Source organism: Nonomuraea sp. NPDC049141, assembly GCF_040648415.1.
Taxonomy (GTDB): Bacteria; Actinomycetota; Actinomycetes; order Streptosporangiales; family Streptosporangiaceae; genus Nonomuraea.
This window is the reverse complement of the sequence record NZ_JBEZDR010000007.1, coordinates 305106-317812: the sequence shown is the minus strand read 5'-3', so window position 1 is coordinate 317812 and position 12707 is coordinate 305106. Positions and strand designations below refer to the sequence as shown.

The window sequence follows — 12707 nt, the reverse complement described above, 5'->3', positions numbered from 1 at the left end:
CTACGCGCGCCGGTCCTTGGGCGGGAAGACCTGCAGCGCCGCCTCCAGCGCGGTGGCCTCCTCCGGGGTGAGGCGTTCGAGGAAGTGCACGAGCGTGGCGGCCTGGTTGCCGCTGCCGGCCAGGGCGCGGCGCATCAGGTCGGCCGTGTAGGCCTCCTTGGAGGCGATCGGCTCGTAGACGTACGCACGGCCGACGGGCTTGCGTTTGAGCAGGCCCTTGGTGTGGAGCTTGTCCATCACGGTCATCACCGTGGTGTAGGCGATCTCCCGCTCTCCGCGCAGATCTTCGAGCACCTCCCGGACGGAGGCGGGCCTGCGGTAGGACCACATCCTGTCCATGATGGTGGACTCGAGCTCTCCCAGGCCGCGGTTCATGAAGCACATGCTACGGCTTGGATCAGCGGTCAATCATTTGGCAATCGGCGCCCCGCATCCTGTCATCGTGAATAATGACAACAGTCCTGCCATCTGGGAGATGGTGGTCGTCCACCGCGTGTTCCGCCGCGAGTTCAGGCTGGCCCCCGAGCTCATCCGGCAGGTGGCCCCCGGCGACACCGAACGGTCCGGCACGCTGGCCGCGTACCTGAGCGAGATGCTGACCGGCCTGCACCACCACCATGAGGCCGAGGACAAGCTGCTCTGGCCGGTGCTGCTCGGCCGGGTGCGGCTGGAGAGCGAGCTCATCCGCACGATGGAGGAGCAGCACGAGCGCGTCGCCGGGCACATCTCGGAGCTGGAGGAGCTGCTGCCCGCCTGGCGCGCCGAGGCCGACGAAGACCGCCGGGACCGGCTCGCCGACACGCTGCTCGACCTGCACGAGGAACTGCTCGTCCACCTTGACCAGGAGGAGGAGCGCATCCTGCCACTCGTCGCCGAGCACCTGACCAAGGCCGAGTGGGACACGCTGTCGGAGTACGCCCGCGCGCAGCTGCCCAAGGATCGGCTGCTGATCCAGCTCGGCGCGCTGCTGGAGGATGCCACCCCGTGGGAGCGGGAGGCGTTTCTCGCCCTGATGCCGATGGCCGCCCGGGTCCTGTGGAGACTGGTCGGGCAGCGGCAATACCGGCGCGAGTGCCAAAAGGTTCGGCGGAGAACTCTTGGTGTGTTTCACGCGTCGAAGCACACATGATGACGTTCAGGATTGCCGTACTCGTGGGCGGGCTGCTGCTGGCCGGCGGCGCCGCCCCCGCGTTGGCGCAGGAGACCGCGCGGCAGGCCGCTGCCCCGGGGCGCTGCTCCGCGCCGCAGCTCCAGGTGCGGCTGGGCAGGGTGGACGCCGGGGCGGGCAACCGCAACGCGCCGCTGGTGTTCACCAACCGGTCGCGGGCCGCGTGCACGCTGCAGGGCTATCCGGGGCTGGTGATGTTCGACAAGCAGGGTGACGCCCTGCGGACCCGCGTCCGCCGGACGCCGGGAGCGAAGCCGAAGGTGACGCTCAGGCCCGGCGGCAGCGCCCGCGCGACCCTCCACTGGACCGTCGTCGAGACCGGCACCGAGACCACCTGTCCCGGCGCGGCCCGGCTGATGATCATCCCGCCGGACGAGCGGGCGCACACGGAGATCCCGTTCACCGTCGACCGCGTGTGCGACCAGGGCCGACTCGACGTCACACCGATCAAGTGACCGACCGGCGGGGGCTCGACGTCCGCGCCGGTCAGGTGCCAGACCGGCGCGGGCCTGGCCGTGCCGGGGCGGCTAGCGGCTGACGCCGTCGGCGGGGCGCTGGAGGAGGTTCAGGTCGGAGCGGCTGGGCAGGCTCTCCCAGTCGCCCTGCGAGGTCACCGCGAACGCCCCTGCCGCGCACGCCGTGCGCAGCCGCTGCTCGGCGTCCGCGCCGGCCAGCCAGTCGGCGAGCCACCCGGCCGCGAACGCGTCCCCGGCGCCCACCGGGTCGACCTCCGTCACCTGGTACGGCCGAGCCTGCCGCACCGAGCCGCCGGAGAACTCCAGCGCCCCCTCGGCACCCGACTTGACCAGCACGTGCCCGGGACCGAGCGAGGCCAGCGCCTTGGCCAGGTCGGCGGCATCTGCGACGTCAGCGATCAGCCGGCCCTCCGGCACGGTCGCGAACAGCACGTCCACGTCGCCGACGGTCTCGCGCAGCCAGGCGCCGGCCTCCTCGGGCGTCCACAGCGCCCGGCGGTAGTTGATGTCCAGCGACACGAACACCCCGGCCGCACGGGCCACGGCGATCGCGTGCCGTACGGTCTCGCGGGCGGACGCCGACAGAGCCGGCGTGATCGCGGAGACGTGCAGCACCCGGGCGGTCTCGATGAGCGCGGGATCGAGGTCGCCGGGCGTGATCCTGGAGGCGGCGCTCTTCGCCCGGTAGTAGCGGACGTCGACGAGGTCGGCCGTCCGCCGGCCCTTGATCATCAGCCCGGTCGGCGCGTCCGGGTCGGTGATGGCCCGGACGTCGACGCCCTCGCCCTGGAGCGTGAAGCGGATCAGCTCGCCGAACTCGTCGGCCCCGACCCGGCTGATCCAGGTGGCGCTGTGGCCCAGGCGGGTGACGCCGATGGCGACGTTCGACTCGGCGCCGCCGACACCCAGGTCGAAGTCGCGGGCGAAACGCAGCGGACCGGTGCGGCGGGCCGCGAACAGCGCCATCGTCTCACCGAAGGTCACCAGATCGCTCATGGGACTTTCTCAGCCTTCCGGACAGTGCGGGCGGACCGGCGCAGCGTATCCCACTGCTCTCAGGTCCTGGACGGGTGGTCGAAGACGGCGAGGTCGTGCCGGTCGTCCGGCGCCAGGAACTCCAGCAGCCGGGTTCCCTCCTCGATCACCGCGTCGAGACCGGAGATCGGCCGCCACCGGTGGATGCCGAGCGTCGAGGTGCCCTTGGCCCGGCTCACCGTCCAGTCGCCCATCGGGAACCCGTCGACCAGGATGATGCGCGGCACCACGTTGGTGCCTGTGAAGCCGCTCAGCGCGGCGGTCGCCGCCTCGGTGATGACCCTCGACCGGTCGGCGTGCGACAGGAAGAGGTTGTCGAAGTCGTACATCAGCCGCACCGGTGCCGGCGTGTCCGCGTCGGGCCGGACCGCGTCCGGCAGGTCGTACAGCAGCCGGCCCGACTCGTCGCGGAACCGGACCAGGTCCATGGACTCCACCACCTCGCCCAGCCGGGTCAGCCCCGACCAGGTCTGCACGTCCATGACCGAGGCCGGCCCGAACGCCGTGAGGTAGCGCACCACCAGCTCGGCCGCTGTCATCGGGGGCACCGACAGTCCGAGCCACGATTCGGCGCTGGTGTGCGCGACCGGCCCGGCCTGGCCCCACAGCCCGCGGGGCGGCACCTGCACCAGCGGCACCAGCCACCGCACTCCCTGCCCCAGCGCGTGCGGGTCGTTGCCCGGCCACCGCTCGGCCAGGGCCTTCCCGAGCTGAGCGAAGGTCATCGGCTGGGCTTCGAGCAGCGCCCGGCCGGCCGTGGCGAGCTCGTCGAGGTCCACCCCCCGCAGGCGTTTACCGAAGGTGCTCCTGGTCATCCGCTCGGTGACGACCTGCACCAGCGGCCGCATGGCCAGGCAGTCACGCGCGCTCACCAGGTGGATGGTCGAGCGCTGCAACGCGATGCGGACGAGCGCCCGCGAGGCCAGGAGGTCGGAGGCGGTCCTGGCCTGGAAGCCCTCGACACGGTTCCACAGGCCGGTGTACCAGGTGTGGGGGGTCTGCGCCTGGAGCCCGCCGAGGCGCTCGACGACGTCGAGCACGGGCAGGTCCGTACGGCGGAGCAGCAACTGACGGTCGAGAGTGGCCCGGTTGAGGGCCCGGCGGCTGAGAAGGGGGTCCATGCGACACAAGGTAGGGGCCATCGCGGCCGGTCCCTGGCCGCGATAGCCCCAATGTCACCGGCACCGTCGCCGGATCATGGTCGGTGCGGTCGCCTCCCGCCGATACCCCGAGCGTCGGCGTATTCCTTGAGGAACCTGTCCCATTCGGTGTCCCGGGCGATCTGCAGGTCCGCGTAGTACGGGGAGATTGTCCGCTCCATCGGGAAGTACGCGCTGAGGCCGCCGCAGTCCTCCACCTTGGCGCCCTGCCGGTCCTCGTGGATGATGAAACCGCCCGGGTTGTGCAGGGCGATCATCTTGTCCGCGACGGAGGCCAGCGTGGGGTCCGTCCGGGTGTCGGCGATCAGTGCCAGGCAGAGCGTACGCAGGTCGATCAGCGACCGGTCGGTGTGGAACCGGGTGGCGACCGACTGCACGCTGTCCACGACCGACCGGTTGGCCCGCACCTGCCCGCGCAGGGACTCGGCGAGGGTCTCGAACTCCCGCATGAACTCCTCGATCCGCGTCGCGTCCACCGCGCACTGCGTGACGGTCGTCGGACTGGCCCGGTAGGACCGCAGGTACTCCTCGACGACGGTCCGGCCGAGGTCCCTGGCGTCCATCCGCGGGTTGGCCGCGAGCGTGGTGAGGATCTCCGTGTACGGCCAGCCCTCGTTGGGCTCCCTCTCCTCCGAGCCCACCACGACGCCGACGTGCTCGCGGATCTGGTAGCACACCTCCAGACTGCTCATCAGGCAGGCGTCCATGCCCAGCAGGTCGATCGGCCGGCCCAGGTCGGTGTGCAGCTGCCGCAGCACGTTGTACAGCTCGATGGTGTCCATCGAGTGCAGGGTGCCGTCGTCACTGGAGATGGCCCGGGCGTGGCCGGTGGGCAGGGTCAGGAGCCGGCGCAGGGACGTGGAGAACACGCACTTGCTGATCTCGGGCGTCTCGGTCAGCCGGGTCAGCTCGGAGAACGACGGCTCGCCTTCGGCCGGGGCGGCGCGGGGCACCCGCCGGATGTAGCCCTGCTCGACGTCGTGCCGCACGGCCCGTCCCCTGGCCTGCGTGTAGAGCTGGTTCAGGTCGTCCGGGCCCCAGCCGCCGCCGTGGTTCCAGATCACCAGCGCGTAGCGCTCGGCGGGCGCGCGCCTGGCGGTCCAGCGGGCGAAGTCGACGAGCGTCTGCGGATGGCCGGGGTCGACCGGGGGAGCGAGCTCCTCGACCACGTCCTGCGTGCCTCCAGGGCTGAGCTCCATGTGCTGGGCCCGGCCCTGGATGCCGTGGCGCTTGACGAAGGCGGTGACCCGCACGCCGTTGTACGACGAGAGGGCGCGCAACTCCTCAAGATCCCGGCCGGCCGCGTCGGACAGGCTGTTGTTGCCCGCCAGGTAGACCATGAACGTCCACGGGGCCGGGCCCTGTGGCGTGCTCTCCCGATCGGCGGGGTCGCTCCGGGTCTCCCCGAGCGCCCGCCAGGTGGCGGCACCCGCGATGCCGTCGGCGGGGATCCGATGGCGCTGCTGGAAGCCGAGCACCGCGCCGTAGGTCGAGCCGCCGAAGTAGCCGTCGGCCTGGATGCGGTAGCCGCGGCTGCGCAGCAGCTCCTGGAGCCGCCGGACCTCTTCTCCTCCGCTGCCGAGCCGCAGCGGGGTCTCGGCCATCAGCCGGCTGCCCAGTGGAAGGTGAAGCACTTGGCGTCGGGCGACAGATCGCCGATCGGGATGACGTACATCGGGGTGTGGACGCCGAACATCTTGGCCTTCCACAGCACGACGCAGCCGCCCTGCTGGACGGACCTGGAGTCGAAGCCGGCATGGTCGGCGCCGCCGGTCTCGACGAAGCAGATCTGCCGATCGCTGTCGTCGGTGACCTGCACGCCCTTCCACCACAGGCCGTGGGGGGCGGTGCTGACGCGGACCTCGGTGGTGCCGGGCGGCGCCGGCGTCTCGGTCAGGTAGATCACGTCGCCGTCGTGCATCCGGTGGCCGTTGAGCAGCTCGTTCCTGCTGATGCGGATCAGCTGGAAGAGGCCGTGGCCGGGCATCCGCTCGTATCGGACGGGCGAGCGCTGGTCGCCGTGCACGATGGCGAGCAGTTCGGGCAGCGCGGACACGACAGCGGGCAGTACGGCCTGCGTGATCGGCCCGAAGAAGCGCTGGTTGAGCTCCCGGTCGGTGACGCGCACCGGCTGCTCGCCGCGGTGGCCGGCCATGTTCTGCAGCAGGCCCGGCAGGAGCTGTACGACGATCGGCGCGAGCGTGCCGACGAGCTGCGGCGCGAACTGGAGGAAGCGGTCCTCCTCGTTCTGGTCGATGTCCGGCTTGGGCGGCCCGAACGAGAGCAGCTGCTCCACGAGCGGCGGCATGAGCGCCTGTACGGTCGGTACGGCCACGGAGACGAGATCCATGAACGACCGGTCCATCGCCAGCTGCGACGGGATGGGGAACGAGGGGCCTTGCTGCGGCTGCGTGAGGTTCCGCTGTTCCACGACGGGCCAGACCGTCATCGGGGGCGCGCCGAACTGGTTGGCGGCCGGATGGATCAGCTGGAGGTTCTGGAGGATGGTGGGAAGGAGCACGTTGAGCATCCGTGCTTCGGTTCCCCGCTGCTCCTCAGCGATGTAGGACGGCATGTCATCTCCCGACGTCTTTGGCGGCATTCGTCCTCGTTGGACGCTATGAACGGTGGTCACTTCGGACATCCGGGAACGCCCTGGGGATAACCCCGGGGCTCTTCCCTAGGGATCGAATCGGGCGACTCAGGCCAAACAGTGACTAGACGCTTGGCGGCCTAAGGCTCACCATGAGTTGGTCTGGGGGTGAGTCCATGACAGCCCGCGCCGTACTCACCGGACCAGAGCGCTCCCGCGACGAGCAGTTCGTCGGCCGAGGCCGAGAGCTGGCGGTGCTCCACGCCCAGCTCGGCCGCGCCTTCGAGAGCCGGTCCGGCCTGGTGGTGGTGGAGGGACCTGCGGGGATAGGCAAGACCGCGCTGGTGCACGAGTTCCTCGCCAACGTCGAAAGAGCGCTGGTGCTGGATGTGAGTGGAGAGGAGAGCGAGGCCGAACTGCCGTACGGCGTGCTGGGCCAGCTCGGTGCCCAGGCGCAGCCCGTACCGGAGCCGCTGGCCCAGTTGCCGTCCATGGGCGAGCCCGAGCACCCCGACCCGCTGGTGGTCGGCACGGCGCTGCTCGACCTACTCCGGCAGCTCCAGCGCGTGGCCCCGGTCGTCATGGTGGTCGACGGTGGTGGCTGGGCGGACCTGCTGTCGCTGCAGGCGCTGACGTTCGCGCTGCGCAGGCTGCGTAACGACCGGGTGCTCGCCATCGTCATCGTCAGGGAGAGCGACCATCCCCGGCTGCCCGACGGTCTGCGCCGGCTGCTGCGCGGCGGCTCCGCGCTCCGCCTGCCGCTCGGCGGGCTGAGCGTGCGAGAGGTGCAGGCGCTGAGCGGGCGGCTCGGCCCGGTGCGCCTGACGCCCCAGGCGGCCGAGCGGCTGCACCGGCACACCAAGGGCGTACCGCTGCACGTCCGCGCGCTGCTCCAGCAGGTACGCCCGGAGACCCTGGCCGACGTGGACGCCCCGCTGCCCGCACCCCGTTCCTACACCGCCCTGGTACGCGGCCGGCTGGCCGAGTGCGGCAAGCCGGCCCAGCGGCTGGTCACCGCGGCCGCCGTGCTCGGCACCTCGGCCCCGCTGCACCTGGTGGCCCGGATGGCCGAGCTGGACGAGCCGCTCCCCGCCCTCGAACAGGCGGTCGCCGTCGGCCTGCTCGTCGAGTGGCGCACCGGCGCCGGGGTGTCGCTCGGCTTCCCCAATCCGCTGGTCAGGGCCGCCATCTACGACGATCTCGGCCCGGCCACCCGGCGCCGGCTGCACCTGCTGGCCGCCGACCTCGTCGCCGACGTGGTGCACCGGCTGCACCACCGGCTCTCGGCCGCCGACCGGGTGGACGACGCGCTGGTGGGCGAGGTGGCCGAGATCGGGCGCAGCCAGGCCGCGGCCGGGCTCTGGTCGAACGCCTGCGGCTGCCTGGCGCGGGCCGTACAGCTCACCCAGGAGGGGAGCGAGCGGGACCGGCTCATCGCGGAGGCCGTGGAGGCGCTGGTCGCGGCCGGCCGGCCGGGTGAGGCGGCCGAGCTGGCCGCGCAGGTGGCGCCCGCGGCCGATCCCGGGGTGCGCGACTACGCGCTCGGGTCCGTGGCGCTGGTCAACGGGCGGCTCGACGAGGCGGGCAGGCACCTCGACACCGCCTGGCCGCACGCCAAGCGGCAGTGCGGCCTGGCGGCCGGGATCGCCGGCCGGCAGGCCATGGCCGCGCTCGCGGGCGGGCGCGGCGCCGACGCGGTGCGCTGGGCCGAGCAGGCCGACGGGGACCTGGTGCGGTTCGCCGAGCTCGTCGGGCTGGGACTGGCCGGTCGCGTGGAGGAGGGGCTGGCGCGCTCCGGCAATCTGCCCGCCGCCGCGCAGAGCGACTCCGGCGAGCTCGACGCGCTGCTCGGCCGGGGCATGCTGCGCCTGTGGAGCGATGATCTCTCAGGCGCGCACGAGGACCTGGCCGGCGCGCTGGCCGTGGGCAACGGCCGCTCCGCGGCCTTCCAGCTGCTGGTGGAGACCGCGCTGGCCCAGGTGGACTACCGGCTCGGGCGGTGGGACGAGGCTGTCCTGCACGCCGAGTCCGGCGCGCTGGCCGCCGACGACTTCGGCCAGCTCTGGCTGGCCGCCTACGCGCACGCCGTGGCCGCGCTGGTGCCCGCCGCCCGCGGCGAGTGGGACCGCGCCACCGCCCACGTACGCGCCGCCCGCGCCGCCGGCCACCCGGACAACCTCATCGCCCAGGTCAGTACGGCCAGCGCCGACGGCCTGGCCGCCACGGCCCGCGGCGACCACGAAGCGGTGATCGCCGCGCTCACCCCGCTGACCAGGACGCACCTGCCCTGCGAACCGGCGATGGCGTTCTGGCCGGGGCTCCTGGCCGACGCGCTGGTCAACGCCGGCGACCCGGACGAGGCCGAGAACGTGCTCGGGCGGTGGGAGCGGCAGGCGATGGACCAGGAGCGGCGCAGCGCGCTGGCCGCCACCGCCCGTGCCAGGGCCGCGCTGCAGGCCGCCAGGCACGCTTCGGCCGAGGCCGAGTCCGCGTTCCAGACCGCGCTCGAACACTCGGCCAAGCTCGACATGCCGTTCGAGGAGGCCAGGATCCAGCTCGCCTACGGTACGTTCCTGCGGCGCAGGGGGCGCCGGGCCGCCGCGGCCGAGCAACTGGAGGCGGCCCAGGTCACGCTCTCCAGGCTGGGCGCGCTGCCGTACCTGGAGCAGTGCGGTCTGGAGCTGGCCGCGAGCGGCCGGTCGGCGCCGCGCGCGCGGGACACGGCGCGGCTCGGGCTGACCCCGCAGGAGCACACCGTGGCGGTGCTGATCAGCCGTGGGCTGACGAACCGGCAGGCCGCGCGGAAGCTGGTGCTCAGCGTCAAGACGGTCGAGTACCACCTGAGCCACATCTACACCAAGCTCGGCATCACCTCGCGTACCGCGCTGATCGGTCGGCTCAGCGATCTTCGAGAGTAGGGGGTGGCTAGCCGAAGATCTGGCGTTCGCGCCGGGTGTAGCCCGGCCTGGTGGCGGCCGCCACCAGGCGCAGCGGCCGGCCCGCCCCCTTGAGCAGCCGCGCGGCCTCCTCCGGCGTGGCGTGGCGGAGCAGCCATGGCGCGATGAAGGTCAGCTCGCGCAGCGTGGCCCGCTTGGCGACCTGCTTCTCCACCCGCGCAAAAGCGTCGAACGGGACGAACCGCAAGACGATCGGGAACAGCTCGGACTCCTCCTCGGCGATGTGCTCGTCGAGGAATCCCAACAGCTCGCCCAGCTCCCGGCCTAGCGCGTCCAGGTCGCCGGTCAGCGCGGCGCGGCAGCGGTCCAGCAGCGGGCCGAGCGCCTGGTGGCCGTCGGTGTAGGGGGTCAGATCGACGGCCTGGCCCGCGGCGCGCTCGATGACCGGCCACAGGAGGTCGGCCTCGTCGGTGTGATGATGGTCGACCTCGGTCAGCAGCGAGGCCGCGTAGCGGCGCACCGCCCTGCTCCTGGCCTCGCTGAGCTCGGCGGGCCGGGCCAGCAGCTCGGTGAGCCGCCGCAGGTCGGCCAGCATGGCGCGGTGGATGATGTACATCGAGGTGAGGTCGGGGCTGGGCTCGCCGTCTTCGCGGGAAGCGACGGCGGGATTCTTCTGTACGGCGCGGACCGGCGCGAGGTCCGGTCGCTGGGCAGGGGAGCCGTCTGATCGCCGGGTGGGGGAGCCGCCTGCGTGCTTCCGGGCCGCCGAGTCCTTGGCCGCCCAGGCGCGTAGGCGTGGCCAGGCGCGGAAGAGCGCGGCGCTGGCCGGGGCGACCCGGTCGTCGCTGATCGCCACCAGCTTGCCCACCTCGGTCGTGGTGGGCTCGACCCGGACGCTGAGCCGTACCAGCAGGCCGGCGGCCACCAGGCGGGTCAGCACGCCGCCTTCGTCGCCGTTGTCCTTGACCTCCTCGCCGTCGAGCAGGCGCAGCAGCAGGCCGGGCAGCTCGCCCTGCTGTGCCGGGGTGAGTGAGGCGTACGCCTCCTCGGCCACCTCGCCCAGCGAGCGCGGCCCGGTCATCCCGCTGGGCGGGCGCAGCTCAGTAGAGCCGCCGACCAGCAGCTCCGCGGCGGAAGGACGGTCGGCCGGGTTCTTGGCCAGGGCGCGTCCGGCCAGGTCGCGCAGCGGCGGCGGCAGATCGCCCAGGTCCGGGTCGACGGTCAGCAGCCGGTGCATGATCCCGCCGAGGCTCTCGCCCTGGAACGGGTCGCGGCCGGTGGCCGCGTAGAGCACGACCGCGCCCCAGGCGAACACGTCGGCCGCCGCCCCGGCCCGCTGCCCGGTGAGCACCTCGGGCGCCAGGTAGGTGCGCCGCCCACCGAACGGGCCACCGGCCGCCATGCCGTAGTCGATCACTCGCGGCCCGTCCGGGGCCAGCAGGACGTTCTCGGGCTTCAGGTCGCGGTGCGCGATGCCCGCCTCGTGCAAGGTGCTGAGCGCGGTCGCCAGCGCGGTCGCCAGCGCGCGCAGCTCGTCGCCCGCGTACGGCCCATGAACGGCCACCGCCTGCCGCAGATCGGGCCCGTCGGCGAACTCACTGACGATGTACGGACTCTCGCTGTCCAGCCCGACGCCGACCACCCGGGCCAGATAGCGCGGCTTCACCAGGCCGACGGCCTCGGCGAGCTGCCTGGTGACCTCACCGCGCGGCACCTTGATCGCGAACCGGCGGCCTTCGTCGTTGTAGGCGTCGTAGACCACGCCGCGGCCGCCCGCGCCGAGCCGCCCGGCCAGCCAGTAGCCGCCAAGTCTCTCGGGGTCACCGGGCACCAAGCGCATCGTCACTGCTGCTTAGATGCACGAAATCGTGATTTGGTTGCAAGACGTCACAGGTCCCCCGCGCGCCACGGAGGACCCGTGCGTCATGATCATTATGTCAGGCTTCCGTGTCGTGGCCGCCACTCCGGTCGCAGCACCGACATGGTGATGGCGTCGTGCCACTCGCCGTCCCAGAGCAGCGCGTCGCGCTGCACGCCCTCCTCGACGAATCCGGCCTTCTTGTAGACGTGCCTGGCGCGGTCGTTGAAGGCGAAGACCTCCAGGCTGATCCGGTGCAGCCGCGTCGTGGTGAAGGCGTGGCGGAGCAGCAGGTCGATGGCCTCCGTGCCGTAGCCCTTGCCGAACGCGCGCGCGCCGATCAGCGCGATGCGCATGCTGCACGCGCGGTTGCCCTCGTCGAGCTCGTTGAGCACGATCTCGCCCACGAACCCGCCGTTCGCGATGATCGCCAGATCGAGGCGGTCGGCGTGCTGACTCCTCGTCGCGTACCAGTGGCGGCTGGCCTCCCGGTCGAACTCACCGTGCGAGCCGGTCAGCCGCCGCACTTCGGGGTCGGTGACCAGCTCGAACAGGTCGTCTGCGTATTCGGGGCCGACCGGGCGCAGCGTCACTCGGTCGCCCTGGAGGGTGGGCTTGTCAGCGAACATTCCCCCTGACTATCAACCCTGATCAGCCACGGCAAACTCAATTCGGCGGCGTGACGCTGAGCAGGCGACTCATGGCCATCGTGGCGGGGTCCATCAGCCTGGCCGAGCCGACTGGTTTGTTTTCCGACCTGGGGATAGAGGTTCATCTTGTCAAGGAGGTAATTATGACCATCGCCGGAAGCATCATCCTCATCATGCTCGGCGCGATCCTGACCTGGGCCGTCGAATTCGATCTCGCCGGACTCGACATCAACGTGGTCGGCGTCATCCTCATGCTCGGGGGTGTGGCGGGGCTGCTGTTCGGGATCTACCGGATCAGCATGACCCGCAGGGCCGTGGCCCCGATCGACGAGCCGGTTCACCGTCACGAGGTCTACGAGGAGCCTGAGGCTCGCCGGACCACGGTGTACGAGGAGCGCGGCCGCCGCTACGACGAGCCGCCTCTGTAGACGCACCCCCGTAACCGACCCCCATAACGACACAGTCGTAGGAGGTGATCGACATGCCAGCCGGCGAGGAGCTGCCGTCGACCATCCGCCGCTCACCGAAGAAGGCGCGGGACACGTGGATGAAGGCGCATGACTCCGCCGTCCAGACGTACGGGGAGGGCCGCCGCGCTCATATGACGGCCTTCTCCGCGTTGAAGCACACCTTCGAGAAGGTCGGCGACCACTGGGAGCCGAAGTCCAAGAAGGGGCCGTCCGACAAGGGCGCCACGGACCGGTCCGGCCGGACGGCCGAGGGCGTCAACGCGAACGCGAGCAAGGAGCACCTGATGGGCGTGGCCGCCAAGCTCGACGTGCGGGGCCGGTCCAGGATGACCAAGCAGGAGCTCGTGGACGCCATCAAGAAGGCCAACCGGCGGGCCACCGCCAAGGCCCGCGGCTGACC

At 71.8% G+C, this 12707-nt stretch carries 12 protein-coding genes; 5 read left to right on the top strand and 7 right to left on the bottom strand.

The features are described from left to right. Complete coding sequence (locus AB0B91_RS23030; RefSeq protein ID WP_219530211.1) at positions 1-375, bottom strand: BlaI/MecI/CopY family transcriptional regulator; 375 nt, start codon at positions 373-375, stop codon at positions 1-3. A gap of 67 nt (positions 376-442) precedes the next feature. Between AB0B91_RS23030 and AB0B91_RS23025 the strand changes: the two genes are divergently transcribed. Both AB0B91_RS23025 and AB0B91_RS23020 read left to right on the top strand, forming a co-directional pair. Next, positions 443-1129 carry a hemerythrin domain-containing protein gene (locus AB0B91_RS23025; protein ID WP_358322920.1) on the top strand — a complete coding sequence of 229 codons (687 nt, stop codon included), beginning with the start codon at positions 443-445 and terminating at the stop codon, positions 1127-1129. Further along, positions 1129-1623, top strand: a complete 495-nt coding sequence (locus AB0B91_RS23020; protein ID WP_358322917.1) for a DUF4232 domain-containing protein — start codon at positions 1129-1131, stop codon at positions 1621-1623. Before AB0B91_RS23025 ends, AB0B91_RS23020 begins: the two co-directional genes overlap by 1 nt. A gap of 72 nt (positions 1624-1695) precedes the next feature. Here AB0B91_RS23020 and AB0B91_RS23015 read toward each other — a convergent pair whose 3' ends face one another. The 4 genes from AB0B91_RS23015 to AB0B91_RS23000 form a co-directional block, all read right to left on the bottom strand. Next, the gene (locus AB0B91_RS23015) at positions 1696-2640 is read right to left on the bottom strand and encodes a sugar kinase (protein WP_358322915.1); all 945 of its coding nucleotides are present in this window, start codon (positions 2638-2640) and stop codon (positions 1696-1698) included. Between the two features lie 59 nt (positions 2641-2699). Continuing rightward, the gene (locus tag AB0B91_RS23010; RefSeq protein WP_358322913.1) at positions 2700-3800 is read right to left on the bottom strand and encodes a winged helix DNA-binding domain-containing protein; all 1101 of its coding nucleotides are present in this window, start codon (positions 3798-3800) and stop codon (positions 2700-2702) included. Positions 3801-3874: 74 nt separating this feature from the next. Further along, positions 3875-5443, bottom strand: a complete 1569-nt coding sequence (locus AB0B91_RS23005; protein ID WP_358322910.1) for a clostripain-related cysteine peptidase — start codon at positions 5441-5443, stop codon at positions 3875-3877. Further along, the gene (locus AB0B91_RS23000) at positions 5443-6414 is read right to left on the bottom strand and encodes a hypothetical protein (RefSeq protein ID WP_358322908.1); all 972 of its coding nucleotides are present in this window, start codon (positions 6412-6414) and stop codon (positions 5443-5445) included. Before AB0B91_RS23000 ends, AB0B91_RS23005 begins: the two co-directional genes overlap by 1 nt. Before the next feature lie 194 nt (positions 6415-6608). Between AB0B91_RS23000 and AB0B91_RS22995 the strand changes: the two genes are divergently transcribed. Continuing rightward, positions 6609-9350, top strand: coding sequence for an AAA family ATPase (locus AB0B91_RS22995; RefSeq protein WP_358322905.1), 2742 nt, complete (start codon positions 6609-6611; stop codon positions 9348-9350). A gap of 7 nt (positions 9351-9357) precedes the next feature. On the opposite strand, the gene AB0B91_RS22990 is transcribed toward AB0B91_RS22995, so the two are convergent. Further along, on the bottom strand, positions 9358-11169 hold the full coding sequence (locus AB0B91_RS22990; RefSeq protein ID WP_358323577.1) for a hemerythrin domain-containing protein: 1812 nt from the start codon (positions 11167-11169) through the stop codon (positions 9358-9360). 92 nt (positions 11170-11261) lie between these two features. Beyond that, positions 11262-11816, bottom strand: a complete 555-nt coding sequence (locus tag AB0B91_RS22985) for a GNAT family protein (RefSeq protein WP_358322902.1) — start codon at positions 11814-11816, stop codon at positions 11262-11264. Between the two features lie 164 nt (positions 11817-11980). Between AB0B91_RS22985 and AB0B91_RS22980 the strand changes: the two genes are divergently transcribed. Beyond that, positions 11981-12265, top strand: a complete 285-nt coding sequence (locus tag AB0B91_RS22980; protein WP_358322899.1) for a hypothetical protein — start codon at positions 11981-11983, stop codon at positions 12263-12265. 53 nt (positions 12266-12318) lie between these two features. Continuing rightward, positions 12319-12705: a ChaB family protein gene (locus AB0B91_RS22975; RefSeq protein WP_358323574.1), complete on the top strand. Its 387-nt coding sequence runs from the start codon at positions 12319-12321 to the stop codon at positions 12703-12705. The last annotated feature ends 2 nt before the right edge of the window (positions 12706-12707 follow it).

Bases quoted from the DNA above. Each gene is read 5' to 3' on its own strand.
- AB0B91_RS23010 (WP_358322913.1), bottom strand. From the start codon at position 3,800: ATGGACCCCCTTCTCAGCCGCCGGGCCCTCAACCGGGCCACTCTCGAC.
- AB0B91_RS23030 (WP_219530211.1), bottom strand. From the start codon at position 375: ATGAACCGCGGCCTGGGAGAGCTCGAGTCCACCATCATGGACAGGATG.
- AB0B91_RS23005 (WP_358322910.1), bottom strand. From the start codon at position 5,443: ATGGCCGAGACCCCGCTGCGGCTCGGCAGCGGAGGAGAAGAGGTCCGG.
- AB0B91_RS22975 (WP_358323574.1), top strand. From the start codon at position 12,319: ATGCCAGCCGGCGAGGAGCTGCCGTCGACCATCCGCCGCTCACCGAAG.
- AB0B91_RS23015 (WP_358322915.1), bottom strand. From the start codon at position 2,640: ATGAGCGATCTGGTGACCTTCGGTGAGACGATGGCGCTGTTCGCGGCC.
- AB0B91_RS23000 (WP_358322908.1), bottom strand. From the start codon at position 6,414: ATGCCGTCCTACATCGCTGAGGAGCAGCGGGGAACCGAAGCACGGATG.
- AB0B91_RS22995 (WP_358322905.1), top strand. From the start codon at position 6,609: ATGACAGCCCGCGCCGTACTCACCGGACCAGAGCGCTCCCGCGACGAG.
- AB0B91_RS22990 (WP_358323577.1), bottom strand. From the start codon at position 11,169: ATGCGCTTGGTGCCCGGTGACCCCGAGAGACTTGGCGGCTACTGGCTG.
- AB0B91_RS23020 (WP_358322917.1), top strand. From the start codon at position 1,129: ATGACGTTCAGGATTGCCGTACTCGTGGGCGGGCTGCTGCTGGCCGGC.
- AB0B91_RS22980 (WP_358322899.1), top strand. From the start codon at position 11,981: ATGACCATCGCCGGAAGCATCATCCTCATCATGCTCGGCGCGATCCTG.
- AB0B91_RS22985 (WP_358322902.1), bottom strand. From the start codon at position 11,816: ATGTTCGCTGACAAGCCCACCCTCCAGGGCGACCGAGTGACGCTGCGC.